Genomic DNA, 26,734 nt, shown 5'->3' with positions numbered 1-26,734 from the left:
AACATTACTCCTGCGGCCACAACCAGGCCGCGCCGCGCACGCCGCTGGAGTCACCGTGCAGCGCCTTGCGTAGAGGCGTTTCGCACTCGCCGCCAAAGACAAACTGTTTAATCAACGTTGGCACGTTTTGATACAGTCGGTCGACATTGCTCATTCCGCCGCCCAGCACGATTACGTCCGGATCGAGAATATTCACCACATGTGCCAGTGATTTCGCCAGACGCAGTTCGTACCGACTCAACGCCTGTTCGGCCTGGGCATCCCGGGCATTAACAAGACTGATAATTTCACTGCCCTTGAGCGACTTACCGCTCAGACGCTGGTAGTCGGTGGCAAAACCGGTTCCGGAAATGAAGGTTTCAATGCAGCCTTGCTTGCCGCAATAGCAGGGCACTTCCTGCCGATAACGCAGTTCGTCTTCGTCCATCCACGGCAGCGGATTATGCCCCCACTCGCCCGCAGTACCGTTCCCGCCCGTGTGCGCCCGGCCGTTCAGCGCCACTCCAGCGCCACATCCTGTACCGATAATCACCGCAAACACGGTTTGCGCCCCCGCCGCTGCACCATCAACGGCTTCAGAAACCGCCAGGCAGTTGGCATCATTTGCCAGCCGCACTTCGCGATTCAGACGCGTACTCAGGTCTTTGTCAAAAGGTTGCCCGTTAAGCCAGGTCGAGTTGGCATTCTTCACCACTCCGGTGTAAGGCGAAATTGAACCGGGAATGCCCATCCCCACGGTTCCCGACTGCCCGGTGGCCTTTTCCGCCATCTCCACCAGCGCGGCGATGGTTTCTATCGTTTGCCGATAATCATCACGCGGCGTGGGCAGGCGATGGCGAAAAAGCTGTTCGCCTGCATCGCCAAGCGCGATAACTTCCGTTTTCGTACCGCCTAAATCGATACCTATACGCACTGTTTGCTCCTCTTCCCGATTAACAATGCAAGCATAGCGACAATTCGCTATCATGCCCGCTGGATTTAACGACAAGGCCGTGGAAATTATCATGCTGTGGTTCAAAAATTTAATGGTTTACCGTCTTAGCCGCGATGTTTCTTTGCGTGCCGAAGAGATGGAAAAACAGCTGGCATCAATGACGTTCACCCCTTGCGGTAGCCAGGATATGGCAAAAATGGGCTGGGTTCCGCCGATGGGATCGCACAGCGATGCATTAACGCATACCGCCAATGGCCAAATTATTATCTGCGCCCGCAAAGAAGAAAAAATTCTGCCGTCGCCGGTTATCAAACAGGCGCTGGAAGCCAAAATTTTCAAACTGGAAGCTGAGCAAGGTCGCAAACTCAAGAAGACCGAAAAAGACTCGCTGAAAGATGAAGTTCTGCACTCATTGCTGCCGCGCGCCTTTAGCCGTTTCAGCCAGACGATGATGTGGATCGATACCGTCAACGATCTGATCATGGTTGATTGCGCGAGTGCGAAGAAAGCCGAAGATACGCTGGCGCTGCTGCGTAAGAGTCTCGGTTCGCTGCCGGTCGTTCCGCTGACGATGGAAAACCCCATTGAGCTGACGCTGACAGAATGGGTTCGTTCCGGTACAACGGCACAGGGATTCCAGTTACTGGATGAAGCTGAACTAAAAGCGATCCTTGAAGACGGCGGCGTGATCCGCGCGAAAAAGCAGGATCTGGTCTGCGACGAAATCGCCGTGCATATCGAAGCGGGCAAACTGGTCACCAAACTGGCCCTCGACTGGCAGCAGCGCATTCAGTTCGTGATGTGTGACGACGGCTCGATTAAGCGTTTGAAGTTTAGCGACGAGCTGCGCGATCAGAACGAAGATATTGACCGCGAAGATTATGCTCAGCGTTTTGATGCCGATTTCATCCTGATGACGGGTGAACTGGCGGCGCTGATTAAAAGTCTGGTGGAAGGATTAGGCGGCGAAGCGCAACGTTAAGCCGTACTTACCGAATGGCGGCATAATGTCGCCATTCGTCATTTCTATGCTTACAGATAGCGGCAAAGATAGGATGTTGGCTCTGCCACCTGCAGATGAAACTCGCTGTTGCCCGGTACGTTGAACACGTCCCCTGCGGCATACACCTTCCACTCGGTTTCCCCCGGCAGCAGCACGTTCAGTGCGCCGCTAACGACAGTCATCTCTTCAGGCGCCGCAGTACTAAAGGTATATTCGCCTTCAGCCATCACGCCAACACTGGCGCGGCCAGTACTGCTGCTGGTAAAACCGATCGATTTTACTTTGCCGGAAAAGTATTCATTACTTTGAAGCATACAACTGGCCCTATCTCGTGATTAAGTTGAGAACCAATATAGGGGGCTGACGTTCCACCTGTCACGCAAAATTACGCCAACAGCTCCGAAGCCAGTCGGGCAATCAACACATTAGACAGAAGAACCGGGACATCCAGCGATTTTTGCAGTAAATCACGATGGCGTTGATTGAACCCCAGACAATCCAGCATGATCACATCCGCGCCTTGCTCCAGCAGTTCTTTCCCGGCATCAATCAATTGTTGTTCGGTACCTTCGATCGGATTCGCCACGGCATACACTGGTGGAGTTTGTAACACCTGCTATTTTTGCGTCTGGGCTTTGAGCAATTCGGTGACGGGGACAATAACCCCGACCTGATGCCCATCGACAATCGAGGCCACCAGCGGGGGGATAATACGTAACGGCTCCAATAGAATGCTATTGCGGGCGGTCAGGCGAGCGATTGACGGTACTCATCAGCAGGATCACGTCAAAGCCCTGGTTATCCAGCACCTCCACGATACTTTGCAGCGAGCGCTCAACCTTCTGGCGTGAGACATGCGCAAGTTGATGGTCGCTGAGCAGCGTTAATAAAGGCTCGTCACCGGGCGAAACGCCGTACTCAGCCATCACATCTTCTCGCCGCATCTGTCCAAGCAGACTGTGGTGAGTAATGTGCTGTTCATCGATATATTCCGTCAGGAGCGGTAACACCTCACACATCGGCACCACGCCAATCGTGAGGATAGCCAACGACGCACTCATTTTGTTGCTCCACCATCTTCTTACTTTGCTGTGAAATCCCGGGCAAGTGCCGGGCGCTGACCTGCGCTACAAATGCTCAAAAGCGTAGCAGTTGATCGGCGGTGTATTGTGTAAAGATTCCAAATCATTCCGGTACTGGATTGTTATTGCTTAATTTTCAATTTTAACGGTATACGGCGAAATTTAAGAAAATGTGATGAACGCCCGTCGTGGCACTTTTCAGACTCGTGCCAGGACGGTGCTTAATATCAGGTTTTATCGGGGTCTTCGTAGCGTTTTTTGGCATCCATGGCTTCCTGCGCAGAAGGATGCTCACTGATCAGCGTATTCGGTTTAGGGTGATCGGCTCGAAGTTGATACCAGGTTACCGTCTGGCCTGGCGTCCCCTTTTCAACCGTAACAATGGTCGCTTGACGCGGGTAAGGTGGTTTTGTCGGCATAGTTCTTCCTTTTCACTGGATGAACATTAAGTATAGACACCGCCCTGTAACCGTGGCGCTGCCTGCGCCAGTATCTCAAGAATGTCTTCCACCACCTGCGCAGGTTTATGGGTGGCATCAACGATGTAGTGCGCAGCTTCACGGTACAGAACATCGCGCTGGGCGAGCACTTCCTGCACCTCTTCAGTCAACGGCTTACCGGTTAAGGTTGGGCGCAATGCCTCTTCAGGCGTGGCCTCCAGACGATCAACCAGTACTGATACCGGTGCGCTTAAATAGATAACCACGCCGTGGCTGCGCATGTAATGACGATTAAATTCGGTAAGAATGATGCCGCCGCCGGTCGCAACAACCGTTGCCGGGGCTGTGACGGCCTGCAGAGCGCTCGTCTCCTGGGCACGAAACCCTTCCCATCCTTCCCTTTCGACGATCTCCGCCACGGTCATCTGCACGTGCGATTGCAACCAGCGATCGGTATCGACAAACTGGAAATCGATAGCCTTCGCCAGCGCCATACCGGTAGTTGTCTTACCACACCCCCGGGGGCCGACAAGATAAAGAGGTTGCGTCATTACAGAAATTCCCCAGGGAGCCGCGAGCGAGCGGGATCTGATGCGGTTAAAGATATAATCATATCACCAAACTAGTACATCGCCAAAACGTAAAGAAAAAATTACATATAGGGTAGCAGTACCTATTAATCCCTACTATAACAAGAATTCACCATGAATAAAGTGTAAATAATAAATTACATTCTTTATTTTCTGCGCTGTACTTCCAGCCACCACTTATCAAGCTCAGCAGCAAAATGCTGCCTGTCTCGTGGTGAAAGACTGTCCGGCCCGCCGGTCTGAATACCGCTGGCGCGTAGCGTATCCATAAAATCACGCATCATCAGACGCTCACGGATCGTGGCTTCGGTATAACGTTCACCGCGCGGATTAAGCGCCGCCGCACCTTTTTCAATGACTTCTGCCGCCAGCGGGATATCCGCTGTTATCACTAAATCACCGGCACTACACTGACGTACAATCTCGTTATCCGCCACGTCAAACCCGGCGGGAACACGTAATGTGCGGATAAACCGCGAAGACGGGACGCGCAAACTTTGGTTGGCTACCAAAATAAGCGGCATCTGCATGCGCTCAGAAGCGCGGTACAAAATATCTTTAATCACATTCGGACACGCATCGGCATCCACCCATATTGTCATAATTTCTCCCCACTGATGTGCAGTTGCACATTGTCGCGTGCTTTTACTTGCAGGCAAAGTGCTGTTTATCCTTCTGCACATATTCAATCCGCGCTAAGCTTAGCTTTCCCAGGTAAAACAATGAATATCACGCATAGGGAGTGACAAAATGGACAAGAAAATCGGTTTTATCGGCTGCGGTAATATGGGCAAAGCGATACTTGGCGGCATGATCGCCAGCGGCCAGGTTCTCCCCGGACAAATCTGGGTTTACACCCCTTCCCCCGATAAAGTCGCTGCATTGCACGACCAGTACGGTATTAATGCGGCGCAGTCTGCGCAAGAGGTCGCGCAAATCGCTGACATCGTTTTTGGGGCCGTAAAACCAGGCATCATGATTAAAGTGCTGAGCGAAATTACCTCCAGCCTGAACAAAGACTCCCTGGTCGTCTCGATTGCCGCTGGCGTCACCCTCGATCAGCTCGCCCGCGCGCTAGGTCATGACCGTAAAATCATTCGCGCGATGCCAAACACGCCGTCACTGGTGAATGCCGGAATGACTTCCGTCACACCGAACGCCTTAGTCACGCCAGAAGACACCGCCGACGTGCTGAATATCTTCCGCTGCTTTGGAGAAGCGGAAGTCATTGCGGAGGCAATGATTCATCCGGTCGTTGGCGTCAGTGGTTCAGCCCCGGCTTATGTGTTTATGTTTATTGAAGCGATGGCGGACGCCGCCGTGCAGGGTGGCATGCCTCGCGCGCAAGCTTATAAATTCGCGGCGCAGGCAGTAATGGGGTCGGCAAAGATGGTGCTGGATACGGGTAAACATCCCGGAGAACTGAAGGATATGGTGTGCTCGCCTGGCGGAACCACCATTGAAGCGGTACGCGTCCTGGAAGAACGAGGTTTTCGTTCATCAGTGATTGAAGCGATGATTAAGTGCATGGAGCAGTCGGAAAAACTCAGCCGCTCCTGAGTTAACACCGCCGGACGTCAGGCCGCCGCCTCAGTGCGGTTACGTCCGGAATTCTTTGCTTTGTAGAGCGCCATATCCGCCGACTTTAACCATTCTCGATAATGCTCGGTTTCTGCGGTCAGCGGCGCAACGCCCACGCTGATCCGCAGAGCAACCTGCGGCGCGCAGGATAAACGCAGTTGGTCAAGTCGTTCGTGAACACGAGACATCGCCGCAATCGCGCTGGTTGCCGGCGTGCCGCACATAATCACCGCAAACTCATCACCGCCAAAGCGCCCGATCACGTCGCTACCGCGTAAGGTCATCTGCAACTGGCGGGTCAGCGCGACAATCGCCTGGTCCCCAACGTCATGACCCCAGGTATCATTGATGCTCTTAAAATGGTCGATATCGATAATCAGTAACGTGGCGTCACGCTGGTAGCGGCGGCAATTATCAAATTCATTACGCAGTAACAGTTCCCAATGGCGGCGGTTGTACACCCCAGTCATGCCATCTCGCGTACTCATCACCTGTAAACGGCGTTTATGTTCCGCCAGCTTGATGACCGTCTGGTAGCTGACCCAGGCAAACAGCAGCGGATAAATCACCAACACCGGCAGCGTCAATAGCACGCTAAGTTGAGTACTGCTAAAAGCGACGGAGATATCGGTTAACTGTAACGTCACCAGGCATGAAACCATCATCAAAACGGCGCCTGCGATGAATATTCGCATCCCGCCTGCGCCCATCAGGTTGATGCAGATAATCATCAGCAGCGCCGTGGATGGCAACAGGTTTACGCCCATAATCCCTATCCACATACCGGCAAGAATGGCATCGGCTTTTAAGTTGGTAAATTCTCTATGCAGAGGATCGTCGGCTTTGCTGGCCAACTGCCAGGCCAAATGCGGCCAGACAAACGCCCATCCCACCAGTAATAGCCACCAGCCACCGGTAATAGGCTGAGCAACTAATACCGACGCGATAGGGAAAAACATTCCCCCCAATCCCACCGCTCGCGGCAGCCTGATTCGTCGGGCGAATCGCAGACCGGAACGTTGGTGGTCATTTTGATGAAGCGATAAAAATGCTTCATTCGGGACGACCTTCTTTTGATAAAAGTTTTCATCATTCATTGTATTTGGGAATATTCTGAAACAAATTTCCCAAATTATAGGAAGGGGTCTGGTGGCGGAAGTATGATATTTCGGGTGAGCGATTTTACCTGCTCACCCGTAAGTGCTACGCAGATTTCTTCAGGCAAGCGCTCATAAATTTATTACGATCATCACCTTTCAGAGACTGCTCCGTCGCCTTAACGTTACATTCACGCATTTTTTGCTGCTGCGGCGTCAGGCTCTTTTCCTCCGGAGCAGATTTACTGTTTTTCAGGCAATCACTCATATATGTCTTACGCGCATCCCCTTTTAAGGTCTGCGCCGTTGCCTGCTGATTGCAGGTGGTCATACGCTGTTGTTGCGGGGTTAAAGTCTTCTCGGCAGCACCGACGGTAGTTAAAAAAATCAGACCAAAAAGCAGCGTCATTAATAATGTAATTTTCATAGCATCCTTCTTTTCTGAACGACAACACACAGGTAAGTTTGGCTGCTAACGATAAAAATACCACCCGGCGGCAAAAGTATTGCCGCCGGGCGTCGGGTTATTTCAGTCCTAACGCCGCTTTCATGGTGTAAAACAGGTCGGTTTGATCGGTCAGGCCGACCACATTCGCCGCATGCGGGCCATAGGCTGCAATTCGCAGTTGGCTGCCGGTGTGCTCCTGAGATTCCTCTTCAGAGTTGCCGTAGCTGATGACCATAACCGCGCCATCTTTGGTGTTCAGCGCCTGGGTCAGGCCTGGTGCTTTGGTATCCGGCGCGACAATCTGGCTGGCATGTGCGTGGTCAGCGGTTACCACCACCAGGGTGTTGCCATCTTTCTTCGCAAAGGCAAGCGCGCGCTGTACCGCTTCGTCCAGATCGACCGTTTCGCCAATCTGTCCGCACGGGTTGGCGGCGTGGTCCTGTTTATCGATTGACGCCCCTTCCACTTGCAGGAAGAAACCTTTCTCATTTTTGCTTAACAGCTCAATCGCTTTATCCGTCATCTGCGCCAGCGTTGGCACGCTGTCGTCACGCTTTGGATTTGGCGTACAGGTCACAACCGGCTTATCCAGATTGCCATGATAAGACGCTTTCGGACCTTCCCAGCGCACGGGCATATTGCCGTCAGAGAACAGGCCCAGCAGAGGTTTATCCTGATTAGCTTCGGTAATCGCCGCCAGCGTCGCGGTATCACTCACCATCTGATAACCGCGGGCCAGGGCTTGTTCACGCAACGTTTTACCCTGCCACTCGCCTGCCGCAGCGGTTTCCGCAAACGTTTTTGCCCCGCCGCCCAGCGTAACGTCAGCCCGGGCATTGAGTAATTGTTCGGTGATTGACCCTTTACCGCCTTTTTCCAGCGCATTGGTTGGGCATTTTTCACGTGTCACGCCAGGGCCATAGCACTTACGCGAAGTCACATGGGCAACCAGCGCCGCCGGGGTAGCATCCTGCAATTCAGCGGTAGAAACGTTGCCTGTTGCCAGCCCCGCCGCTTTTGCCATTTCAAGAATTGTGGCGTGATCTTTTTCATGAATATCAACGCCCAGCGCGCCATTATAGGTTTTCACACCGGTGGTCCACGCCGTCGCGGATGCCGCAGAATCCGTCACATAATCGGGTTTACCCGTTTTCTTATCCAACGCATAGTGCGTGTATTGTCCGGTCAACGGTAAAGCATCAATCCCTTTAAAAAAGCCGCCTGCGCCTTCGGCATAATTTCGCGCGGCCGTTATTTCTGAGTCACCCATCCCATCGCCAATCAATAAAATAATATTTTTGGCAGGTTTATCGCTCAGAGATTCGCGCAGAGCCGCCGTTTGATCGGCAGACAATCGGCGGGCGCCGCCCGGCGTGGTGATATCACCCTGAGCGGCACGATTATCCATAACCGTTATGGCAGAGGTTTCTGCATTAATAACCGGGGTAAACAGCAAAGGTAACAGGGCAATAGCGAGTGCGCTTTGTTTCACTTTATTTTCTCCATGTATAAATACGGTAAAATTAAAACAAAGCGACTATAAGTATTTGATGTGACACTTTTATGATAATTTGTGGATGACGCACCACGGATTACTCAAAACGCTTTTGGCACACTCTCGCCAGCGTTATGAACGTTGGTCAGAAACGCAGGCATACGGCCTTCTCCAGCCAAAGCCCCCTCAATTTGGCGAATAAATATTTGCCGATCGTTACACGTCATATTGCGCAGCATTTCGATGATTACCTGCTCCAGCGTTTCAACCTGCGCCGTCAGTTCTTGCGACTCTTCTTCTTTTTGGGCGAGCTTAAGTAACAACTCAGTAACGAGATTTTTCATTTACGTATTCCCTTAACCAAATATAGGCCACGTTATCATTAAGACTCACAACTGCCTAGAGGATGAAAGTTGTATTTTCATAAGAAATAAAACGTTTTGCGAAAACAATCACAACACAAAATAAGGGAGAAGGAGTCTTAGCGCAGAATTATTCCATATAAAAGGGTAAGGGGATTAATAATCACCTGGATATATAAATGCATAATGATGGATTAACAACGCTTGCGGGCAGCGTTGTTAATCAGGTACTCAGCGCTGATGAATCCCCTAATGATTTTGGTAAAAATCATTAAGTTAAGGTGGATACACATCTTGTCATATGATCAAATGGTTTCGCGAAAAATCAATAATCAGACAACAAGATGTGCGAACTCGATATTTTACACGACTCTCTTTACCAATTCTGCCCCGAATTACACTTAAAACGACTCAACAGCTTAACGTTGGCTTGCCACGCATTACTTGACTGTAAAACTCTCACTCTTACCGAACTTGGCCGTAACCTGCCAACCAAAGCGAGAACAAAACATAACATCAAACGAATCGACCGATTGTTAGGTAATCGTCACCTCCACAAAGAGCGACTCGCTGTATACCGTTGGCATGCTAGCTTTATCTGTTCGGGCAATACGATGCCCATTGTACTTGTTGACTGGTCTGATATTCGTGAGCAAAAACGACTTATGGTATTGCGAGCTTCAGTCGCACTACACGGTCGTTCTGTTACTCTTTATGAGAAAGCGTTCCCGCTTTCAGAGCAATGTTCAAAGAAAGCTCATGACCAATTTCTAGCCGACCTTGCGAGCATTCTACCGAGTAACACCACACCGCTCATTGTCAGTGATGCTGGCTTTAAAGTGCCATGGTATAAATCCGTTGAGAAGCTGGGTTGGTACTGGTTAAGTCGAGTAAGAGGAAAAGTACAATATGCAGACCTAGGAGCGGAAAACTGGAAACCTATCAGCAACTTACATGATATGTCATCTAGTCACTCAAAGACTTTAGGCTATAAGAGGCTGACTAAAAGCAATCCAATCTCATGCCAAATTCTATTGTATAAATCTCGCTCTAAAGGCCGAAAAAATCAGCGCTCGACACGGACTCATTGTCACCACCCGTCACCTAAAATCTACTCAGCGTCGGCAAAGGAGCCATGGGTTCTAGCAACTAACTTACCTGTTGAAATTCGAACACCCAAACAACTTGTTAATATCTATTCGAAGCGAATGCAGATTGAAGAAACCTTCCGAGACTTGAAAAGTCCTGCCTACGGACTAGGCCTACGCCATAGCCGAACGAGCAGCTCAGAGCGTTTTGATATCATGCTGCTAATCGCCCTGATGCTTCAACTAACATGTTGGCTTGCGGGCGTTCATGCTCAGAAACAAGGTTGGGACAAGCACTTCCAGGCTAACACAGTCAGAAATCGAAACGTACTCTCAACAGTTCGCTTAGGCATGGAAGTTTTGCGGCATTCTGGCTACACAATAACAAGGGAAGACTTACTCGTGGCTGCAACCCTACTAGCTCAAAATTTATTCACACATGGTTACGCTTTGGGGAAATTATGAGGGGATCTCTCAGTACTCAGCGTGCGCAGCGCCGACGTCGCAACGCGATAGCCAGTTGCCAGATGTTGATTAGCACAATGCACGCCGTGGCAATAAACACCCAGCGAAAGCCCGCCATTGCCGAAACCGTTGCTCCCATTAATGGCCCGGCTACGTTGCCGAGGTACATAAATGACTGGTTATAACCAAAAATGCGCCCGGTTATCTGGTCGCTGGAGTATTTCACCAGCAACGTCTGCACCGCGGGCAACATCGCGCCGTCGGCAAAGCCGAGCAGAAAACGTAAGATCCCCAACTGCAACGGCGTAGTGACCCATGACATGGCGAAAAACAACACGACGGCGAAGATTAACGTTGCCATTAAAATCCGCTCGGTCCCAATACGATCGCCTAATTTACCTAGCCGGGGCGCAGAAATCAGCGCCGAGATGCCCGGAACCGAAGCAATCAGCCCGCTGAGAAAGGCAATATTAGAACTGTCTGGGACCATTGATTTAATAAACAGCGCCAGAATCGGCCCAATTGAGCCGTTACACAACTGGATCACCATCGTAGTAAAAAACAGGCTGATCACCAGCGCCGGATAAGGCAGCGAGGCAAAGACGGCCTTCCCGCTCAGGCGTTCGCTTTTTTTGATTGTCGGGCGCACACCTTCTTTGATTAAGAACAGCGTGACCAGAAAACTCACTACCAGCAAGGCCGCGGTAATACAGAATACCGCCCGTAAGCCAACGTGGTCGGCAATAAAGCCCCCCATCAGCGGTCCGCCAATTACGCCGCTAATTTGCGCCGTCGAGAGCGTACTCAGCGCCCACCCGCTGCGTTCGCGCGGAACCTGTGAGGCTACCAGCGCCATCGCATTGGGAATATAGCCAGACGTTAACCCCATGACCCCACGCAGCAGAAAAAGCTGCCAGACGTTAGTGGCAAAGGCCTGCAGTAAAATCGCAATCGCCATACCCAAAGAGGCCCGCAGCAACATTAGCTTGCGTCCTTTACGGTCGGCTAAACTCCCCCACATCGGAGAGACGATGGCTGAAATCAGGAAGGTGACGCTAAACGTTAAGCCGGACCACATTGAGAGTGCTTCATGGGAGCTCACCCCCAGTTGGGAGATATAGAGCGGTAAAAAAGGCAGGATTTGGCTGATCGCCAGGCCGGTGAAAAAGCAACCGAACCATACGGAAATGAGGTTTACTCTCCAGGATTCCATAGGGACTCATAACGATAAGTAGCTGAAAACTGTGAGTAGCTTAACAAATTACTTAGCCAAATAAGGGTCCACAGGTGCGATATATCACAGTTTAGGATTTTATCTTCCCGCTCATCATATTTGTGATATACCTCACATCAACCCCACAATATCAGCAGGGGTTTATGCTCCGCGTCCGTTCTGCGCGTTTGCGCTTATCTGTTCCTCTGTTGCCCATCAAAACAATCTGCCAGAAGCCGAGGAAACCTGCGTTTTGTCGTGGTAATGTATGTGCTTTGCATTCATGGAATGGGTTTTTAAGATGGCAAAGTTGCGGGTAGGAATCGTATTTGGTGGTAAATCAGCGGAACATGAAGTGTCATTGCAATCGGCAAAAAATATTGTCGATGCCATCGACAAGACTCGCTTTGACGTTGTGCTGTTAGGTATTGATAAGCAAGGGCAATGGCACATTAGCGATGCCAGTAACTATCTGCTCAATTCAGATGATCCAGCGCATATTGCGCTGCGTCCTTCCGCGACCAGCCTGGCTCAAGTCCCGGGTAAACAAGAGCACCAGTTGATCGATGCGCAAAACGGTCAGCCACTGCCAACGGTCGATGTTATTTTCCCGATCGTACACGGCACGTTGGGTGAAGATGGCTCTCTGCAGGGTATGCTGCGCGTGGCGAATCTGCCGTTCGTCGGTTCTGATGTCCTGGGTTCTGCGGCCTGTATGGATAAAGACGTAACCAAACGTCTACTGCGCGATGCCGGATTAAACATCGCGCCATTTATTACGCTCACTCGCGCCAATCGCAACCGCATCAGCTTTGCCGAGGTGGAATCCCGCCTTGGCCTGCCGCTGTTTGTGAAACCAGCCAACCAGGGCTCGTCCGTTGGCGTCAGTAAAGTGACCAGCGAAGCGCAATACGATCAGGCCGTCACGCTGGCATTTGAATTCGACCATAAAGTCGTGGTGGAACAAGGGATTAAGGGCCGCGAGATCGAATGCGCCGTGCTGGGCAACGATCAACCGCAGGCCAGTACCTGTGGCGAGATCGTGCTGAACAGTGATTTTTACGCTTACGACACCAAATACATTGACGATAACGGTGCCAAAGTGGTTGTTCCGGCAGCGATCGCACCGGAAGTTAACGATAAGATCCGCGACATTGCTATTCAGGCTTATCAGGCGCTGGGCTGCGCCGGTATGGCGCGCGTGGACGTTTTCTTAACCGCAGAGAACGATGTTGTGATCAATGAGATCAACACGCTGCCGGGCTTTACCAACATCAGCATGTATCCAAAACTGTGGCAGGCGAGCGGCTTAGGCTATACCGATTTGATCACTCGCCTGATCGAACTGGCGCTGGAACGTCATGCGGCGGATAGCGCGTTGAAAACCAGTATGTAAACCCGCCTGGATGCCTGATCGATAGCTATTGGGCATCCTTTGCTTCTTCTTCATCTTCCACGCGGCGACGGATAATTAATCCGGCCAGCCAAAAGCTAATCACCCACGTCACCAACCCCACCGCATAGGTCTGCCATCCCTGCGCTTCAAAACCCAGTAAGCCGACCACACCGTTCAGAATAAAGATAAGCCCAATAGCGAAGGCATAGTAGTGCCAGTCTCGGCGAATTTTAACAGGCAGGTTCATAACGGCTCCGGTGGAAATACAACGTGAAAGCGCATCCTCGCACATTTCCTCATAGACGTCTGTGGCCTGTGCGGAATTTCTGAAATGTAACTTGATTTCACTTAAGGTTACGTAATTGTGACAATCAGCAAAAAACCGAGATCCAGGAATAATCTCTACCTGAAATTACCATCATTCTGATATTGACATTGCCGATCACCTGTCAGACTCACTGTCAGTTCCAGGTATCACGTCAAAAAAGCAGGTTATTTCCGGAGGTCTTTATGGCTGATTTTACGCTCTCAAAATCCCTGTTTAAGGGCAAGCATCGGGATACCTCCTCCCTGCCCGGCAACATTGCGTATGCCGTATTTGTGCTGTTTTGCTTTTGGGCAGGCGCGCAGGTTTTAAATCTGTTGGCCCACGCTCCCGGCATCTATGAACAACTGATGCAGTTGCAAATGCAAGAGACAGGACGCCCACGAGTTGAAATTGGCTTAGGCGTCGGTACCCTTTTTGGGCTGGTCCCTTTCCTTGCCGGAAGTCTGATTCTTGGCGCCATCGCGGCATTCGTGCGCTGGCGCCGCCGTCATCATAATGATGGCTGACCTATACATTTCGCCCGACGCTCGTCCACGCGTTTCGCAAACCACGCGGTGGTCAAATTACGTGTAATCTTCGGGCTTTCCAGCTGAATGCCTGGCAGCATTTCACGGGGTAGCGCTTTCCCAGTCTTCGCTTTCGCCAGCTTATAGACCTTCTCGTACAGCGCGGTATCCTCAAATGCCAGGCTGTCACCTTTTTGCAGTTGACGGTGGATCTCACTCTCGCTCATCCCCAGCTTCCCGGCCAGTTTACGTACCGCCAGCTCGGTTTTGCCCGGCTCGCTGCTGCCGTAGAGAATCAAGTCACCATCCATCGCCAGTTTCACTCCGCTGGCTTTACTGACCGCATTCTGGAAAGCCGCATTGCGGCTGGCATACCATCCCGCATTGAAATCAGCGAAACGGAAGATTGGCGCGCTGTAATTCGCCGGGTAGTTAAGCAGATGATACGTACCGAACCACAGCCCACCGCGGCGGCTGAACACTTCCTGACGTACTGTTCCCGCCATTTTCCACGGATACCCGTCGGCGTGCTGCTCGGCAAACGCGATACTGACCTGCATTGGCCCACCGGTATGTACCGGATTAAGCGAACCAAACAGCGTCTGCCCCATCGGTACCATATTGATAAAATCATCAAAAATGGCGCTAAGCTGTTTTTCCGTTTTCACCGTATCCAGACGCTCGCTGTAGCTTTTCCCCGTTGGCGAGTTAATCTTCAGTGCGGTATGCACCACAAACTGCGGGATATGCATACGCTCGGCGCGCCGGTCGATCTCTTTCCAGGCGATTTTACTTAAGTTTGGAACGGCCGGATCCGCCTGATAGTTTGACTCCTGTTGCGCAACCGCCAGCACCGAACAGATATTTTCAACCGTCGGCGCCAGCTTCTGGCTTTCAAACGTCTTCGCTAAATCCTGCGCCCATGCGTCCCGGTCTTTCACGCTGGCGGGCATTTTCTGGCGCACCACGCTCGCCACATCGACGGCTTTCTCCCCTTTTTTTAGCGGCTGCGCGGGTTGGCTACTACATCCCACCAGCACCAGAGCGGCCAGACCGGACAAGGGGTAAAGACGGGAAACCGTCGACATAACATCTCCTTTTTTATTAACTAAGCGTATGGGTAACTTCCTGAATATCCTGGCCATCAAGCTCACGTTCAAAGCTGCGCAGACGCTTATAAATAGACATCAGTTCGACTAACGTTGTCCAGGAGTTAATCAAATACTGGAACGAGCCTCGCACCTGGCCAAACACGTTGGTGATTTGCGTCATCAGGCCGAGCGTAATCGTACCGGCAACAATCGACGGGAACAGCAGGAACAAGCCGAAAACGTTATCAACCTGCAGGTATAGAATACGGGCGATATTGAAGTACATATAGTGAAAATAGAGGCGGAAGTAGTTCTGGCGCACCGCATGGAACAGTTCACGCACCGTCGGCGGGGTCGCACGATTAGCGTCATCTTCACCGTAAACCAGTTCTTTACGGTAGGCCGCTTCCACGCGCTGGTTTTTAAACTCCAGCCCCGGAAGTTTGATGCCGACTACCGCCAGCAAGCCGGTTCCCATCAGCGACCAGACAATCGCGGCAATCACCAGGCCATAAGGAACATGTCCAACAATGGGCAGGTCCGGCACATGGGCTGAGAGAGTGACCAGGACAGGTAAGAAGGCAATCAGCGTCATAATCGCATTGATAAAGCTGACCCCCATATCTTCAAGCGTGGAGGCAAAACGCATGGTATCTTCCTGCACACGCTGCGCCGCGCCTTCGATATGACGCAGATGCTGCCAGTGCGCCATATAGTGTTCGTTCATTGCGGTACGCCAGCGGAATACATAGTGGCTGACGAAGAAGTTGTTCATCACCCCAATGACCACGGCAATCAGCGCAATGCCAAGAAAGATGCCTACTTCATGATAGAACTGCTCAATCTTCACCTTATGCGGCGCACTCAACGCGGATTGAATCAGATCATAGAATGGCGCATACCAGGCGTTGACGGCGACGCCAACTTCAACCAGAAACCAGGTCACGAAAATAATCAGCGACGTGCCCAGTATGGACCAGTACTGCCAGCGGTGCGGGCTGTAGATAAACCAGAACAGCGCGAACACTCCAACACAAAGGATGTAATACGCATAAAAAATCAGGTAATCCAGTGACCAGAATCGGGCCGCGCTAATCGGTACGTCTCCCGACGCGCCGGTAATATGTGCAACCCAGGCTCCCCCACCTCCTTGCCAGAATACAACGGCGACCAGTGCCCAAATAAATGCCGAAATAAAGAACGGCCCCGGCTTTGGGAAAAAAGACTTAAACATAGTGCTCTCCTGCTAACTTCTTATCGTTATGACGACTGCTGTGTATTTGCCACCGTGGAGTGCGGCGGCCAGACGGCTTACGCCCAAAAACACAAGCTGAAACCGACAAGTGTGACCAAAACCGCGGCACTTAGTTCGCACCCGGGTATGAAGAATTGTTTCTGTGATTTTCACACTCGACAACGTTCCAGCAAGTGCAGATTATCACAGCGTGAGATCACAAAAGCGAACATCCGTAATCCGGGAAACGCTCGCGTTTACTCATCGTTACGTTTTTCACACTATCATTGGCTGATAAGCGCTTTGCAATACGCCGATGAGTAGTATAAATACGCATACGCACGACATCCTTTTTCACTTTCTCTAACTCATGGACACCACCGTTGAAACGTAGTCTGCTTTTTTCTGCCGCGCTGTGTGCGGCGTCATTGACATCTGTCCAGGCGGCACAGCCTATAACCGATCCGGTCTTCGCCTCTGATATCGTCGATCGTTATGCCGACCATATATTTTACGGCAGCGGTGCTACGGGGATGGCGCTCGTGGTGATTGATGGCAACCAGCGCGTATTTCGCAGCTTCGGCGAAACACGCCCTGGCAATAACGTTCATCCGCAGCTGGATTCCGTTATTCGAATTGCCTCTATTACTAAATTAATGACCAGCGAAATGCTGGTGAAATTACTCGATCAGGGTACGGTTAAACTCAACGATCCATTGAGCAAATATGCGCCGCCTGGCGCGCGCGTGCCGACTTATCAGGGCACGCCGATTACGCTGGTGAATCTGGCGACGCATACCAGCGCGCTGCCGCGCGAACAGCCTGGCGGTGCGGCGAAGCGCCCAGTGTTTGTCTGGCCAACCCGTGAACAGCGCTGGAGCTATCTATCAACCGCCACGCTTAAAGCCGCACCGGGTTCGCAGGCTTCTTATTCCAACCTGGCGTTTGACCTGCTGGCCGATGCGCTGGGAACCGCATCCGGAAAGCCTTATCCGCAGCTGTTTGAAGAAAAAATTACCCGTCCGCTGGGGATGAAAGACACCACCTTTACCCCATCCCCCGATCAATGCAGACGCCTGATGGTCGCGGAAAAAGGCGCCAGTCCTTGCAACAATACCCTGGCGGCGATGGGCAGCGGCGGTGTTTATTCAACACCCGGCGATATGATGCGCTGGATGCAGCAGTATCTCTCATCTGATTTTTACCATCGTAGCCAGCAGGCCGACCGTATGCAGACGCTGATTTATCAGCGTACGCAGTTAACCAAAGTGATAGGGATGGATGTTCCGGGTAGAGCCGATGCGCTGGGTTTGGGCTGGGTCTATATGGCGCCGAAGAATGGGCGACCGGGAATTATTCAAAAAACTGGTGGCGGCGGCGGCTTCATTACCTATATGGCGATGATCCCGCAGCAAAACGTCGGGGCATTTATCGTGGTGACCCGCTCTCCGCTAACCCGCTTTACCAATATGAGCGACGGTATCAACGATCTGGTTGCAGAGCTGAGCGGGAACAAACCGCAGGTTATTCCTGCATCCTGACTTAATACTCAAAAGGCAAACGGTTAATGCTCACCAGTTTGCCTTTATTCATTTCAATGTAACCACCTTTACGCAATGCCGCGAGAACCTCAGCGACAACTGAGCGTGAAATTCGCGTGCGTTGGTGAATATAGTTCATGACGCCGATACGCGAACGCAGTACGTCGTCCCATTTCATCATGGATATCAGCGTCGCGCGGATCTGATCGTAGGAGTTATTGCCGATCAGCTGCAGATCGCGCAACTCAAACATGGAGTTTTGCCATGCCAACCAGCAAAAGGCTTCACGCCAAAGCTGGCATTGTTCAATTATATTTATCGTTTGCGAAGCAGGCAGGTGGTATCCCGTACAATTACTTTCGGTTATTAATTTGTATTGTACATCTGTTTTCATCACGCCATCAGAAAGGCCCATAATAAAAGGCGCCTGTGCAATCCCGACCAGTACGCATTCCCCTCTACGTAAGGAAACAACACCACTTAAAATAATGAAAGTATCATCACTATTAATATCACCGGAATAAATTATTTCTTTTTCGTTCCCACACTCAAAGTGTTTACCATATTTCGCTAAACATTTATCAAGCTTACCAAACTCAAGAAGAGGTTTATTTGAAGATAGCATGTGCGCATTCCTTGCAAGAAATGCCCGTCAAATCCGTGACGGGCATTATTCTAAATTAAATTACCTTTTATTTCTCTGCGAGAAAGTTGTTACCAGGTATATTTAACACCAACGTTTGCAGACCAGTCTTGATCGACATCACCACCACCGAGGTAATTAGCATCGGTGTACGCGCTGAAGTTCTTGGTGAAGCTAAACTGAGTACCCAGTCCAACGCGTACCGCAGAACCTTCTACGCCGTTGTCGATAGAATCACCGTTTACATCAGAATCGTTGTTAGAGTCGTCGTAAACATAGGCCAGTTTGAAGTACGGGGTCAACGCCTGGTCATCGCTGTAGGCGAAGGTATAACCTGCATCTACACCAAGTTCATAACGCATGCTGTCATAAGACTGACCGTCAACTTTCATGTCGTTGCTCAGCTTATAGTCATCACCAGACTGGAACAGACCGGATACGCTACCGTAAGGGGTTACGTAACCTGCGTCACCCAGCTTCAGGTCATAACCCAGTTTCAAGCCAAAGCCCCAGGCATCAGAAGAGGTGCTGCCATCAACATACTGACCGTTGCTCATGCTGGCAGACAGATCGTTGTTGAAGTGGGAGTAGCTTAAGTTACTGTCAACAAAGATGTTGTTCGCAAAACGAGCAGAAGAGTAGATATAGGCAGTCTGGCTATCCTGATCTACCTGGCCGGTACGATCACTCATGTCACCTTTCGCAAAGCCTGCCGCAGCACCGACAATCCACTTAGCGTTGTTACCATCGATTTTGGAATCAACACCGACCATGATGCCGTTAACATCCTGATCATAGTTAATGTTGCCGTTATCCGCATCGAAGCTGCCGCCGAAGTAGCTCACCCATGCACCACCGTTATCTACCAGACCATGACGCGCGTTAGTCAGACGAGTACCAACGGTGTCTTGTTCCAGGTTCCAGATATTCGTATTGGCAGACGGAATGCTCAGCGCCATGTTCGCGTAGTCGGTCAGCTCCATCTGCTGCAGAACAACGGTGTTACCCTGCTGCTGAGCCTGATAGGTGTAAGCACCCAGGTCTGCTTTGTTGGCTGCAGAGAAAGTTGCGGTGCTGTTCGTGTCGTTAACGTAGATCAGCTCGTTACCGTTGTAATCAGCAACAGAACCTGCGCCAGTGGCGTTATCGATGCGAACTTTATAGTTACCGGTTGCCGCTGCTACGTGATCACCGTAGTTATCAACTTCAGACTGATCGCCTGAGGTGTCAGAATCGCCGTTACCGTTGATAGTCAGATGACCATCAGAGTTCATCGCGATCACACCATAACCGTAGTTAGCCTGGCGCGTATCGTTGGTACGATCGTTGGTCAGGTCAGCATTCAATACATAGTTAGCGCTGTTGATGTCGAAAACACCCGCATTAACATGGTTGTAAGCGTCGGTGTAGCTGGTCAGATTCAGGGTATCAACTTGCAGTGCGTTCCCGGTGCTGTTGCCCACATCCAGAACGCCGTTGTTGGTGACGTTAATGGTATTGGCATACAGCGCGGCATTAAGCACATTCCAGCCGGCAGAGACATCATCAGCAATCGTTACGGTACTGTTGTCAATAGACAGCGTATTAGTCGCAACACGACCATCTTCATTGATGTTCAGTGCGGAAGCACCGGTCAGAGTGATGGAGTCAGAAACCAGCGCAGAATCACCCACGTTGACAACGGAACCGCTGTTGATGCTCAAAGTGTCAATCAGAGAAGTTTTGGTGGTATCCCACTGGGAAGCGCCGTTCAGCGTCACGTTGAACAGACCGCTCTGATAAACGGTATTGCCAACCACATGACCATTTTCGTCATAGGAGGATGTGTCGCTATCGATACCGTAGGTTGAAGAAGGCCACAGGCTGTTGGCAGCGATATCAATCAGCGTAGCGGTGGCTTCAGTGCCCTCAGCATAGCTTTCGTAAACACCATCACCATCAACGTCAACCTGATGGACGGACATTGCCGCACCAACCCACTTGCTGCCGTGGTTCAGGGTCAGATCCAGACGGTCAGTACCATCCCAGCCGTTGGTATCCAGATCGGCATCAGTATCGCGGTAAGTATCAGCACCGTTCGGGAAGAAGTTCTCATCAAAGTTGCTGGAGAACAGCACATCGCCCATCAGCGTAGCGTTATCAAACGTGGCGGTGGTCTGCATCGCGTTATCTGCATTGGGATTAGCAATAACCGCCAATGCGATATCATTCGCGTTCCAACCGTTACCGTTGTAGTCGCTCGCATTGCTGGTGTTACCAAACCAGCCGGATCTTCCTTCATCAGACCAGGAACCTGAGGTCAGGGTAGAGTCGGTAACAGCGATAGTGTTGTTAAACACTTCGCCGCTGTTTACGCCGGTGATGACGGTATTATCGTCAATATCTTCCCACTCATAACCCTGAGTCAGGGTAATACCCGCGACGTGAGAGTTGTTGGAGATAGACAGATCAACTTCTTGATCCAGAGTGATAGCCGTACCCAGGTTATAAACGTCGACAACGTGCGTATCAGCCACGTCATTATAGGTACCGTTGTAGGTATAATGTTCGTAGTTGTCATCGATAGTGGAGTTGATGACGTTCATTGCCAGACGGTCGTAGTAATAGTCGGTACCCGTACGGTTAGTACAATCCGTGGTCATACACTCGGATGTCACCATACCGTGAATGGTACTGTTTTTAATCGTCAGGCTGTTATAATTGCCGTTAGTTGACAGTCCATCATCCAGATAATAAGTAGAAATAACGCCGTTTACAGTAGCGTTATTGATTACCGGATAAATATCACCGTTATAAATGCTATCAGTGCCGTAATTGTTCCAACCGACATAGCCATCGAAGTAAACGTCATCAACATGTGATGCGTCATTATAATGGGTGAACGTTGTGTACGTAGTTCCAGAAATATCAGTAGAAGCATTCGCCTGAGAAGTGATTGCCAAAGTACAGGCTAATGCTAATTGTGAGACTACAAGTTTCTTTTTCCAAGTGTGCATTTGTCATCCCTCCTCAGGGACGTAATATAGTTGATCCATCAATTATCAATGCAAAGAAAACATTTTATGTTTCGCGGGGACGATTATGCGGTTTCACAAAGGAAAGGTTCAATTATTCTTTGCTAGTCGTCCGAAACCGGACAACACTACGAATACTCCCGCCTCTGACACAAAAAACAAAAACACTTATCCTTTCAATGAAATACTGCACAACACACCTCTGAAACATATAATTAATAAATAACTCACCACACACCCAAACAAATAAACAATAAATAAAGAGAAATTATCACCAGCCCTACAGAAATAAACGCATCGATATTTAAAATAATAAAAACAGAAACAAGCAAAATAATGAATATAAATAACTTGCCATAAATGTGAATAAATTGCTCTAATGATTCAGCCTTCCACGATGGAAAATCCAGATATAACGCCAACTTTCGTAAACCACCCACCCTCAGGTTCGGGTATACTACGGCCTTCGATTCCACAAACATCAGGCATACCATGACAGACCTAATCCAACGCCCTCGCCGCCTGCGCAAATCACCTGCGCTGCGCGCTATGTTTGAAGAGACAACACTCAGCTTAAATGACCTGGTGTTGCCGATCTTTGTTGAAGAAGAACTCGACGATTACAAAGCTATCGAGGCCATGCCCGGCGTGATGCGCATTCCAGAGAAGCATCTGGCGCGCGAAATTGAACGCATTGCTAATGCAGGCATCCGCTCGGTAATGACATTCGGCATTTCTCATCACACCGATGACACCGGCAGCGACGCCTGGAAAGAAGACGGTCTGGTGGCGCGCATGTCGCGTATCTGTAAGCAGACCGTACCGGAGATGATCGTCATGTCCGACACCTGCTTCTGTGAATACACCTCGCACGGTCACTGCGGCGTATTATGCGAGCACGGCGTTGATAACGATTTAACCCTTGCCAATCTCGGCAAACAGGCGGTCGTTGCCGCCGCTGCGGGCGCAGATTTCATCGCCCCTTCCGCCGCAATGGACGGCCAGGTACAGGCGATTCGCCAGGCGCTGGATGCCGCGGGCTTTACCGATACCGCGATCATGTCCTACTCCACCAAATTTGCCTCTTCTTTCTATGGCCCATTCCGTGAAGCCGCAGGTACCGCGCTGAAGGGCGATCGTAAAACCTATCAGATGAACCCGATGAACCGTCGGGAAGCGATCCGCGAATCGCTGCTGGATGAAGCCCAGGGCGCAGACTGCTTGATGGTCAAACCGGCTGGCGCATACCTCGATATTCTGCGCGATATCCGCGAGCGCACCGAGCTGCCGATTGGCGCTTATCAGGTCAGCGGTGAATACGCGATGATCAAGTTTGCAGCCCTTGCGGGTGCAATAGATGAAGAGAAAGTGGTGCTGGAAAGCTTAGGCTCGATCAAACGCGCTGGCGCGGATCTGATCTTCAGCTACTTCGCACTGGATCTGGCTGAGAAAAAAATCCTGCGCTAATCACTTTGTTGCCTAATGACGGCTTCGCTTTACCGGACCTACAGGTCGTAGGCCCGGTAAATGAAGCGTCTCCGATAATCACCCCGCCCGAAAAAACGGCTTGTCTCCCAAAATTGTCGCCCGGTGCATAATGCGCCGCAGGGGCAGATAATCCGCATTCGCATAATGCTGCGTCACGCGATTATCCCAAATCGCCACATCGTTGGGCTGCCAACGCCAGCGCACCTGGAACTCCGGTTTAGTGATATGCGCGAACAAAAAGCGCAGTAACGCCTCGCTCTCTTTTTCCGTCACATCGACAATTCGCGTGGTAAATCCTTCATTCACGAACAGCGCCTGCTTCCCGCTCACTGGATGCGTGCGCACCACCGGATGCAGCAGGGGCGGATGCTTTGCCACCGCCTCCAGCCAGCGCTGATGCTCCTCTGGCGTCTGGCGGTATTTATATTCCTGGAAGGATTTACGAAAATCATGCTCTGCCCGCAGGCCGCTCAGCAACTGGCGAAACGGCTCAGATAATGCGTCATAAGCGGCAATCCCGCTGGTCCACAGGGTGTCTCCCCCTGTCGATGGCAGCTCTTTTGCCGCCAGAATCGCGCCCGCTGGCGGCGTGTCGATAAAGGTCACATCGGTGTGCCAGTTGTCGTTATCCGGCGGATTATCGTTATGAGTATCCAGCACGATAATCTCTTCAACCCCTTCGGCATGCGGATAGACAGGGTGAATATGCAGATCGCCAAAACGCAGCGCCAGCGCCCGCTGTTGTTGCGGCGTAATCACCTGCTCACGCAGAAACACCACCTGATGGCGCAGTACGGCGTGATAAAGCTGTTCAAACTGATTATCGCTCAGCGGGCGCGTCAAATCCGCACCGGTGATTTGTGCGCCAATGTTCGGCCCCAGCGGGGTAATGCTCAGACGTTCACTCATTGTACTTCTCCATGCCAGGGCGTCAGGCGGCGCTGAAGCGCGCGCAGACCCAGTTCTAAAATAAACGCGATAACGGCAATCACCGCGATCCCCGCCAGCACCACATCCGTTGCCAGAAACTCACCGGCTGACTGCACCATAAATCCTAAACCTCGCGTGGCGGCAATCAGCTCTGCTGCCACCAACGTCGACCAGCCCACGCCAAGCCCGATACGCAACCCTGTGAGTATCTCCGGCAATGCCCCCGGCAAAATAACAAACCACAGCACCTGCGTACGACTGGCTCCCAGCGACTGTGCGGCACGCACTCTCACCTGCTGCGCGCTTTTAACCCCCGCCAGCGCCGACATCGCTACAGGGGCGAAAATCGCCAGATAGATCAGCAGGATCTTGGAGGTCTCACCAATGCCAAACCAGATCACCATCAGCGGCAAATAGGCCAATGGCGGAACCGGACGATACAGTTCAATGATCGGATCGAGAATGCCGCGCATCGTCGGACTCAGCCCCATAGCGATCCCAACCGGAACGCCGAGCAGTACCGCCGCCAGCAGCGCGATAACAATACGCGTCAGGCTCGCCGCCAGATGCTGCCACAGCGTGGCATCCATAAACCCCTGCGGCCCGGCAATAACCATCAGTTTTTGCAAAACCTGGCCCGGCGGGGGTAAAAACAGCGGACTGATTAACTGCAGCGCCGCCACCGTCCACCACACCGCCAGAATGACGACCAGCGTACCGAAGCTTAAGGTAATCTGCCGCGAGAACGGCCAGCGCCAGTTCAGCGCGCGCTGGCGACGGGGTTTATCATTAATCACCACGCTCATGAGAATGCCTCCCGTTGTTCAAAGACACGACCTAACACATACTCGCGCATGGCGATAAACTGCGGGTCGGACTTAATGCTGCGGCTCGGCTCTCCGGCCACAAAGCGACGAGCGAAATTCAGCGGCAGACGCTCCAGTACCCGGCCAGGGCCTGGCGACAGCAATACCAGCTCCGTTGCCATAAAAACGGCTTCTTCAATATCGTGGGTAATCAACAGCACCTGTTTGCCAGTCTCATGCCACAACTTCAGCAGCAGGGTTTGCATCTGCTCGCGGGTAAAGGCGTCGAGCGCGCCAAAGGGTTCATCCAGCAACAACAGCTGCGGGTTGGCAGCCAACGCCCGCGCAATACCGACGCGCTGACGCTGACCACCAGAGAGCTGCCAGATAAAACGTTTTCCCGCATCCTCCAGCCCAACTTTCTGCAACATCTCCCGCGCGATTCGTTGACGTTGGGGCTTCTCCATCCCCGCCAGTTGCAGCCCGAAGGCCACGTTGTCCTGCACGTTGCGCCAGGGCAGCAGGCCTTCGTTCTGGAACACAACCCCGCGCTCTGCGCCTGGACCTTCAACCTTGTTGCCCGCCAGCATAATGCTGCCATGCTGATACGGCACAAACCCGGCAATCAGATTTAACAGCGTGGTTTTTCCGCAACCAGAAGGTCCGAGTACCACCAGCAGTTCGCCACTATCGAGCGTCAGGTTGATATCTTCCAGCACCGGTTTTCCACCGTAGCTGGCGGCAAGATGAGAGATTTGCAGCATCAGCGCCTCCTTATTTATTGCACGAAGCGATCGGTCACATACTGGCTGTAATCCGTCGCGACGGCGGGGACTTTACCCTGCTCTTTGAGGAACTGCGCGGTGTCGATAATTGCTTTATTCACCGGGCCGGTTAGCTCAGCGGTTTGCTGTTGTGCCGTCAAATAGGTGTTACCTTTCACCAGGCCCGGCACATCCGCCTCCGGTACGCCACTCAAACGCGACAGTTTGCTGATATTCTCCGGCTGTTTCAGCCATTCATCGGGATTAGCGATATAAGGCTGCTGGGCGTCGATGGCGCTTTTGGCAAAGGCTTTCACCACCTCAGGATGCTTCTCGGCAAAATCTTTGCGCACCACCCACACGTCCAGCGTCGGTGCGCCCCACTCGCCAACCTGCGATGAGTCGGTTAATACCTTGCCATCTTTTTCCAGCGCGTTTACCGCAGGCGCCCAGACATAAGCACCATCAATATCTCCGCGCTGCCAGGCGGCAATAATCGCGGGTGGCTGCAGGTTCACAATCTCCACCTGCCCTGCTTTGATACCCCAGTGTTTCAACGCCGCCAGCAGGCTGTAATGGGTAGTGGAAATAAACGGCACGGCAATGCGCTTACCAATCAAATCTTGCGGTTTACTGATGTTTTTCTTCACCACCAGCGCTTCAGAATTGCCGAGTTTTGACGCCAGCAGGAAAACCTCAATAGGCACCTGCTGGCTGGCAGCGACCGCCAGCGGGCTGGAGCCAAGATTACCGATCTGCACATCACCGGATGCCAGCGCACGGACGATGCTCGCACCGCTGTCGAATTTGCGCCAGTCAACGGTAGCCCCGCTCTCTTTAGCAAAGGTGTTATCCGCCTGCGCCACTTTGGCGGGTTCAGCGGAGGTCTGATAAGCAACGGTGACGTTCACCGCCTGTGCCTGAAATGCGATGAATGCCAGTGCGGCAAGTAGTGCGTTACGCGATGAAATAGCCATGATTGTCTGCTCCCCTGTCTTGTTATGAGGGCAGTATTTCGTTGCGGCACAATTTGATAAAGGAATTAAAAATTCTGGCTAATAGCGATCTGTTTTTAGAAAAAAAGCGGCAATGCTTAGCCCGGAAATGCATTTGATTGCAGGCCGGCAAATTATTGCGATTTTGTTACATTCGTTACATATCCGCGCCACGGGGATTGCCAGCGCGGCGCTGGCAG

At 51.6% G+C, this 26,734-nt stretch carries 26 protein-coding genes and 1 pseudogene; 7 read left to right on the top strand and 20 right to left on the bottom strand.

What is annotated here, in order from left to right; translation table 11 throughout:
* Positions 1 to 4 precede the first annotated feature (4 nt).
* On the bottom strand, positions 5 to 913 hold the full coding sequence (mak, locus tag GPJ68_RS05650; RefSeq protein WP_016155842.1) for a fructokinase: 909 nt from the start codon (positions 911 to 913) through the stop codon (positions 5 to 7).
* Between the two features lie 91 nt (positions 914 to 1,004).
* Between mak and rdgC the strand changes: the two genes are divergently transcribed.
* Positions 1,005 to 1,916 (top strand): recombination-associated protein RdgC, encoded by a 912-nt coding sequence (rdgC, locus tag GPJ68_RS05645; protein WP_003021479.1) that lies wholly within the window; start codon positions 1,005 to 1,007, stop codon positions 1,914 to 1,916.
* 50 nt (positions 1,917 to 1,966) lie between these two features.
* Here rdgC and ppnP read toward each other — a convergent pair whose 3' ends face one another.
* The 5 genes and pseudogenes from ppnP to GPJ68_RS05620 all read right to left on the bottom strand — a co-directional run bounded on the left by ppnP (position 1,967) and on the right by GPJ68_RS05620 (position 4,651).
* Positions 1,967 to 2,251, bottom strand: coding sequence for a pyrimidine/purine nucleoside phosphorylase (ppnP, locus tag GPJ68_RS05640; RefSeq protein ID WP_016152010.1), 285 nt, complete (start codon positions 2,249 to 2,251; stop codon positions 1,967 to 1,969).
* 71 nt (positions 2,252 to 2,322) lie between these two features.
* Positions 2,323 to 2,998, bottom strand: a pseudogene (locus GPJ68_RS05635) (AroM family protein).
* A gap of 248 nt (positions 2,999 to 3,246) precedes the next feature.
* The gene (yaiA, locus tag GPJ68_RS05630) at positions 3,247 to 3,438 is read right to left on the bottom strand and encodes a protein YaiA (protein WP_016152008.1); all 192 of its coding nucleotides are present in this window, start codon (positions 3,436 to 3,438) and stop codon (positions 3,247 to 3,249) included.
* Positions 3,439 to 3,464: 26 nt separating this feature from the next.
* Positions 3,465 to 4,010, bottom strand: coding sequence for a shikimate kinase AroL (aroL, locus tag GPJ68_RS05625; protein WP_049270204.1), 546 nt, complete (start codon positions 4,008 to 4,010; stop codon positions 3,465 to 3,467).
* A gap of 185 nt (positions 4,011 to 4,195) precedes the next feature.
* On the bottom strand, positions 4,196 to 4,651 hold the full coding sequence (locus GPJ68_RS05620; protein WP_016155837.1) for a YaiI/YqxD family protein: 456 nt from the start codon (positions 4,649 to 4,651) through the stop codon (positions 4,196 to 4,198).
* Between the two features lie 148 nt (positions 4,652 to 4,799).
* Between GPJ68_RS05620 and proC the strand changes: the two genes are divergently transcribed.
* Complete coding sequence (gene proC / locus GPJ68_RS05615) at positions 4,800 to 5,609, top strand: pyrroline-5-carboxylate reductase (RefSeq protein ID WP_016152005.1); 810 nt, start codon at positions 4,800 to 4,802, stop codon at positions 5,607 to 5,609.
* Between the two features lie 17 nt (positions 5,610 to 5,626).
* On the opposite strand, the gene adrA is transcribed toward proC, so the two are convergent.
* The 4 genes from adrA to GPJ68_RS05595 all read right to left on the bottom strand — a co-directional run bounded on the left by adrA (position 5,627) and on the right by GPJ68_RS05595 (position 9,014).
* Positions 5,627 to 6,742, bottom strand: a complete 1,116-nt coding sequence (gene adrA, locus GPJ68_RS05610) for a diguanylate cyclase AdrA (protein WP_115190904.1) — start codon at positions 6,740 to 6,742, stop codon at positions 5,627 to 5,629.
* 91 nt (positions 6,743 to 6,833) lie between these two features.
* Positions 6,834 to 7,154 carry a phosphate starvation-inducible protein PsiF gene (psiF, locus tag GPJ68_RS05605; RefSeq protein ID WP_003830956.1) on the bottom strand — a complete coding sequence of 107 codons (321 nt, stop codon included), beginning with the start codon at positions 7,152 to 7,154 and terminating at the stop codon, positions 6,834 to 6,836.
* A 97-nt stretch (positions 7,155 to 7,251) separates the two neighbouring features.
* Complete coding sequence (phoA, locus tag GPJ68_RS05600; protein ID WP_047357675.1) at positions 7,252 to 8,667, bottom strand: alkaline phosphatase; 1,416 nt, start codon at positions 8,665 to 8,667, stop codon at positions 7,252 to 7,254.
* Between the two features lie 104 nt (positions 8,668 to 8,771).
* Positions 8,772 to 9,014: a sigma-S stabilization anti-adapter protein IraP gene (locus GPJ68_RS05595; RefSeq protein WP_016152002.1), complete on the bottom strand. Its 243-nt coding sequence runs from the start codon at positions 9,012 to 9,014 to the stop codon at positions 8,772 to 8,774.
* A gap of 362 nt (positions 9,015 to 9,376) precedes the next feature.
* Between GPJ68_RS05595 and GPJ68_RS05590 the strand changes: the two genes are divergently transcribed.
* Complete coding sequence (locus tag GPJ68_RS05590) at positions 9,377 to 10,585, top strand: IS4-like element ISVsa5 family transposase (protein WP_001339197.1); 1,209 nt, start codon at positions 9,377 to 9,379, stop codon at positions 10,583 to 10,585.
* A 16-nt stretch (positions 10,586 to 10,601) separates the two neighbouring features.
* Here GPJ68_RS05590 and GPJ68_RS05585 read toward each other — a convergent pair whose 3' ends face one another.
* Positions 10,602 to 11,798 carry a multidrug efflux MFS transporter gene (locus tag GPJ68_RS05585; RefSeq protein WP_046275379.1) on the bottom strand — a complete coding sequence of 399 codons (1,197 nt, stop codon included), beginning with the start codon at positions 11,796 to 11,798 and terminating at the stop codon, positions 10,602 to 10,604.
* Between the two features lie 301 nt (positions 11,799 to 12,099).
* On the opposite strand from GPJ68_RS05585, the gene ddlA reads away from it, so the two are divergent.
* Positions 12,100 to 13,194: a D-alanine--D-alanine ligase gene (ddlA, locus tag GPJ68_RS05580; protein ID WP_047357706.1), complete on the top strand. Its 1,095-nt coding sequence runs from the start codon at positions 12,100 to 12,102 to the stop codon at positions 13,192 to 13,194.
* A gap of 25 nt (positions 13,195 to 13,219) precedes the next feature.
* On the opposite strand, the gene GPJ68_RS05575 is transcribed toward ddlA, so the two are convergent.
* Complete coding sequence (locus tag GPJ68_RS05575; RefSeq protein ID WP_019076140.1) at positions 13,220 to 13,441, bottom strand: DUF2754 domain-containing protein; 222 nt, start codon at positions 13,439 to 13,441, stop codon at positions 13,220 to 13,222.
* Between the two features lie 263 nt (positions 13,442 to 13,704).
* On the opposite strand from GPJ68_RS05575, the gene GPJ68_RS05570 reads away from it, so the two are divergent.
* Positions 13,705 to 14,028 (top strand): DUF2755 family protein, encoded by a 324-nt coding sequence (locus GPJ68_RS05570; protein WP_047357674.1) that lies wholly within the window; start codon positions 13,705 to 13,707, stop codon positions 14,026 to 14,028.
* Here the strand turns inward: GPJ68_RS05570 and GPJ68_RS05565 are convergent.
* Positions 14,013 to 15,116: a DUF1615 domain-containing protein gene (locus GPJ68_RS05565; protein ID WP_047357673.1), complete on the bottom strand. Its 1,104-nt coding sequence runs from the start codon at positions 15,114 to 15,116 to the stop codon at positions 14,013 to 14,015. The two genes, GPJ68_RS05570 and GPJ68_RS05565, sit on opposite strands and share 16 nt — an antisense overlap.
* Positions 15,117 to 15,132: 16 nt before the next feature.
* A complete protein-coding gene (gene sbmA, locus GPJ68_RS05560; RefSeq protein ID WP_016155831.1) occupies positions 15,133 to 16,353 on the bottom strand; it encodes a peptide antibiotic transporter SbmA in 1,221 nt (406 codons plus the stop codon).
* Between the two features lie 383 nt (positions 16,354 to 16,736).
* Between sbmA and ampH the strand changes: the two genes are divergently transcribed.
* A complete protein-coding gene (gene ampH, locus GPJ68_RS05555; RefSeq protein ID WP_016151995.1) occupies positions 16,737 to 17,894 on the top strand; it encodes a D-alanyl-D-alanine-carboxypeptidase/endopeptidase AmpH in 1,158 nt (385 codons plus the stop codon).
* A 1-nt stretch (position 17,895) separates the two neighbouring features.
* Here the strand turns inward: ampH and iprA are convergent, their stop codons facing one another.
* Complete coding sequence (iprA, locus tag GPJ68_RS05550) at positions 17,896 to 18,519, bottom strand: hydrogen peroxide resistance inhibitor IprA (RefSeq protein ID WP_104651293.1); 624 nt, start codon at positions 18,517 to 18,519, stop codon at positions 17,896 to 17,898.
* 89 nt (positions 18,520 to 18,608) lie between these two features.
* Positions 18,609 to 21,533 carry an autotransporter adhesin EhaB gene (gene ehaB / locus GPJ68_RS05545; RefSeq protein WP_047416945.1) on the bottom strand — a complete coding sequence of 975 codons (2,925 nt, stop codon included), beginning with the start codon at positions 21,531 to 21,533 and terminating at the stop codon, positions 18,609 to 18,611.
* Positions 21,534 to 22,043: 510 nt separating this feature from the next.
* On the opposite strand from ehaB, the gene hemB reads away from it, so the two are divergent.
* Positions 22,044 to 23,018, top strand: coding sequence for a porphobilinogen synthase (gene hemB / locus GPJ68_RS05540; RefSeq protein WP_016151991.1), 975 nt, complete (start codon positions 22,044 to 22,046; stop codon positions 23,016 to 23,018).
* A 78-nt stretch (positions 23,019 to 23,096) separates the two neighbouring features.
* On the opposite strand, the gene tauD is transcribed toward hemB, so the two are convergent.
* From tauD to tauA, 4 genes are read right to left on the bottom strand one after another with little or no spacing between them, the layout of a single operon-like run.
* A complete protein-coding gene (gene tauD, locus GPJ68_RS05535) occupies positions 23,097 to 23,948 on the bottom strand; it encodes a taurine dioxygenase (protein ID WP_049042258.1) in 852 nt (283 codons plus the stop codon).
* Positions 23,945 to 24,775 (bottom strand): taurine ABC transporter permease TauC, encoded by an 831-nt coding sequence (gene tauC, locus GPJ68_RS05530; protein WP_016155826.1) that lies wholly within the window; start codon positions 24,773 to 24,775, stop codon positions 23,945 to 23,947. Before tauC ends, tauD begins: the two co-directional genes overlap by 4 nt.
* A complete protein-coding gene (gene tauB / locus GPJ68_RS05525; RefSeq protein WP_103928963.1) occupies positions 24,772 to 25,539 on the bottom strand; it encodes a taurine ABC transporter ATP-binding subunit in 768 nt (255 codons plus the stop codon). The genes tauC and tauB overlap by 4 nt, the downstream gene beginning before the upstream one ends.
* 14 nt (positions 25,540 to 25,553) lie before the next feature.
* Positions 25,554 to 26,516, bottom strand: a complete 963-nt coding sequence (gene tauA / locus GPJ68_RS05520; protein ID WP_049042255.1) for a taurine ABC transporter substrate-binding protein — start codon at positions 26,514 to 26,516, stop codon at positions 25,554 to 25,556.
* Positions 26,517 to 26,734 lie beyond the last annotated feature (218 nt).

The sequence above is a fragment of the Citrobacter sp. 172116965 genome (assembly GCF_013458095.1).
Classification (GTDB): domain Bacteria; phylum Pseudomonadota; class Gammaproteobacteria; order Enterobacterales; family Enterobacteriaceae; genus Citrobacter; species Citrobacter braakii.
The sequence above is the reverse complement of the archived record's forward strand: the minus strand, read 5'-3'. Positions and strand labels throughout refer to the sequence as shown.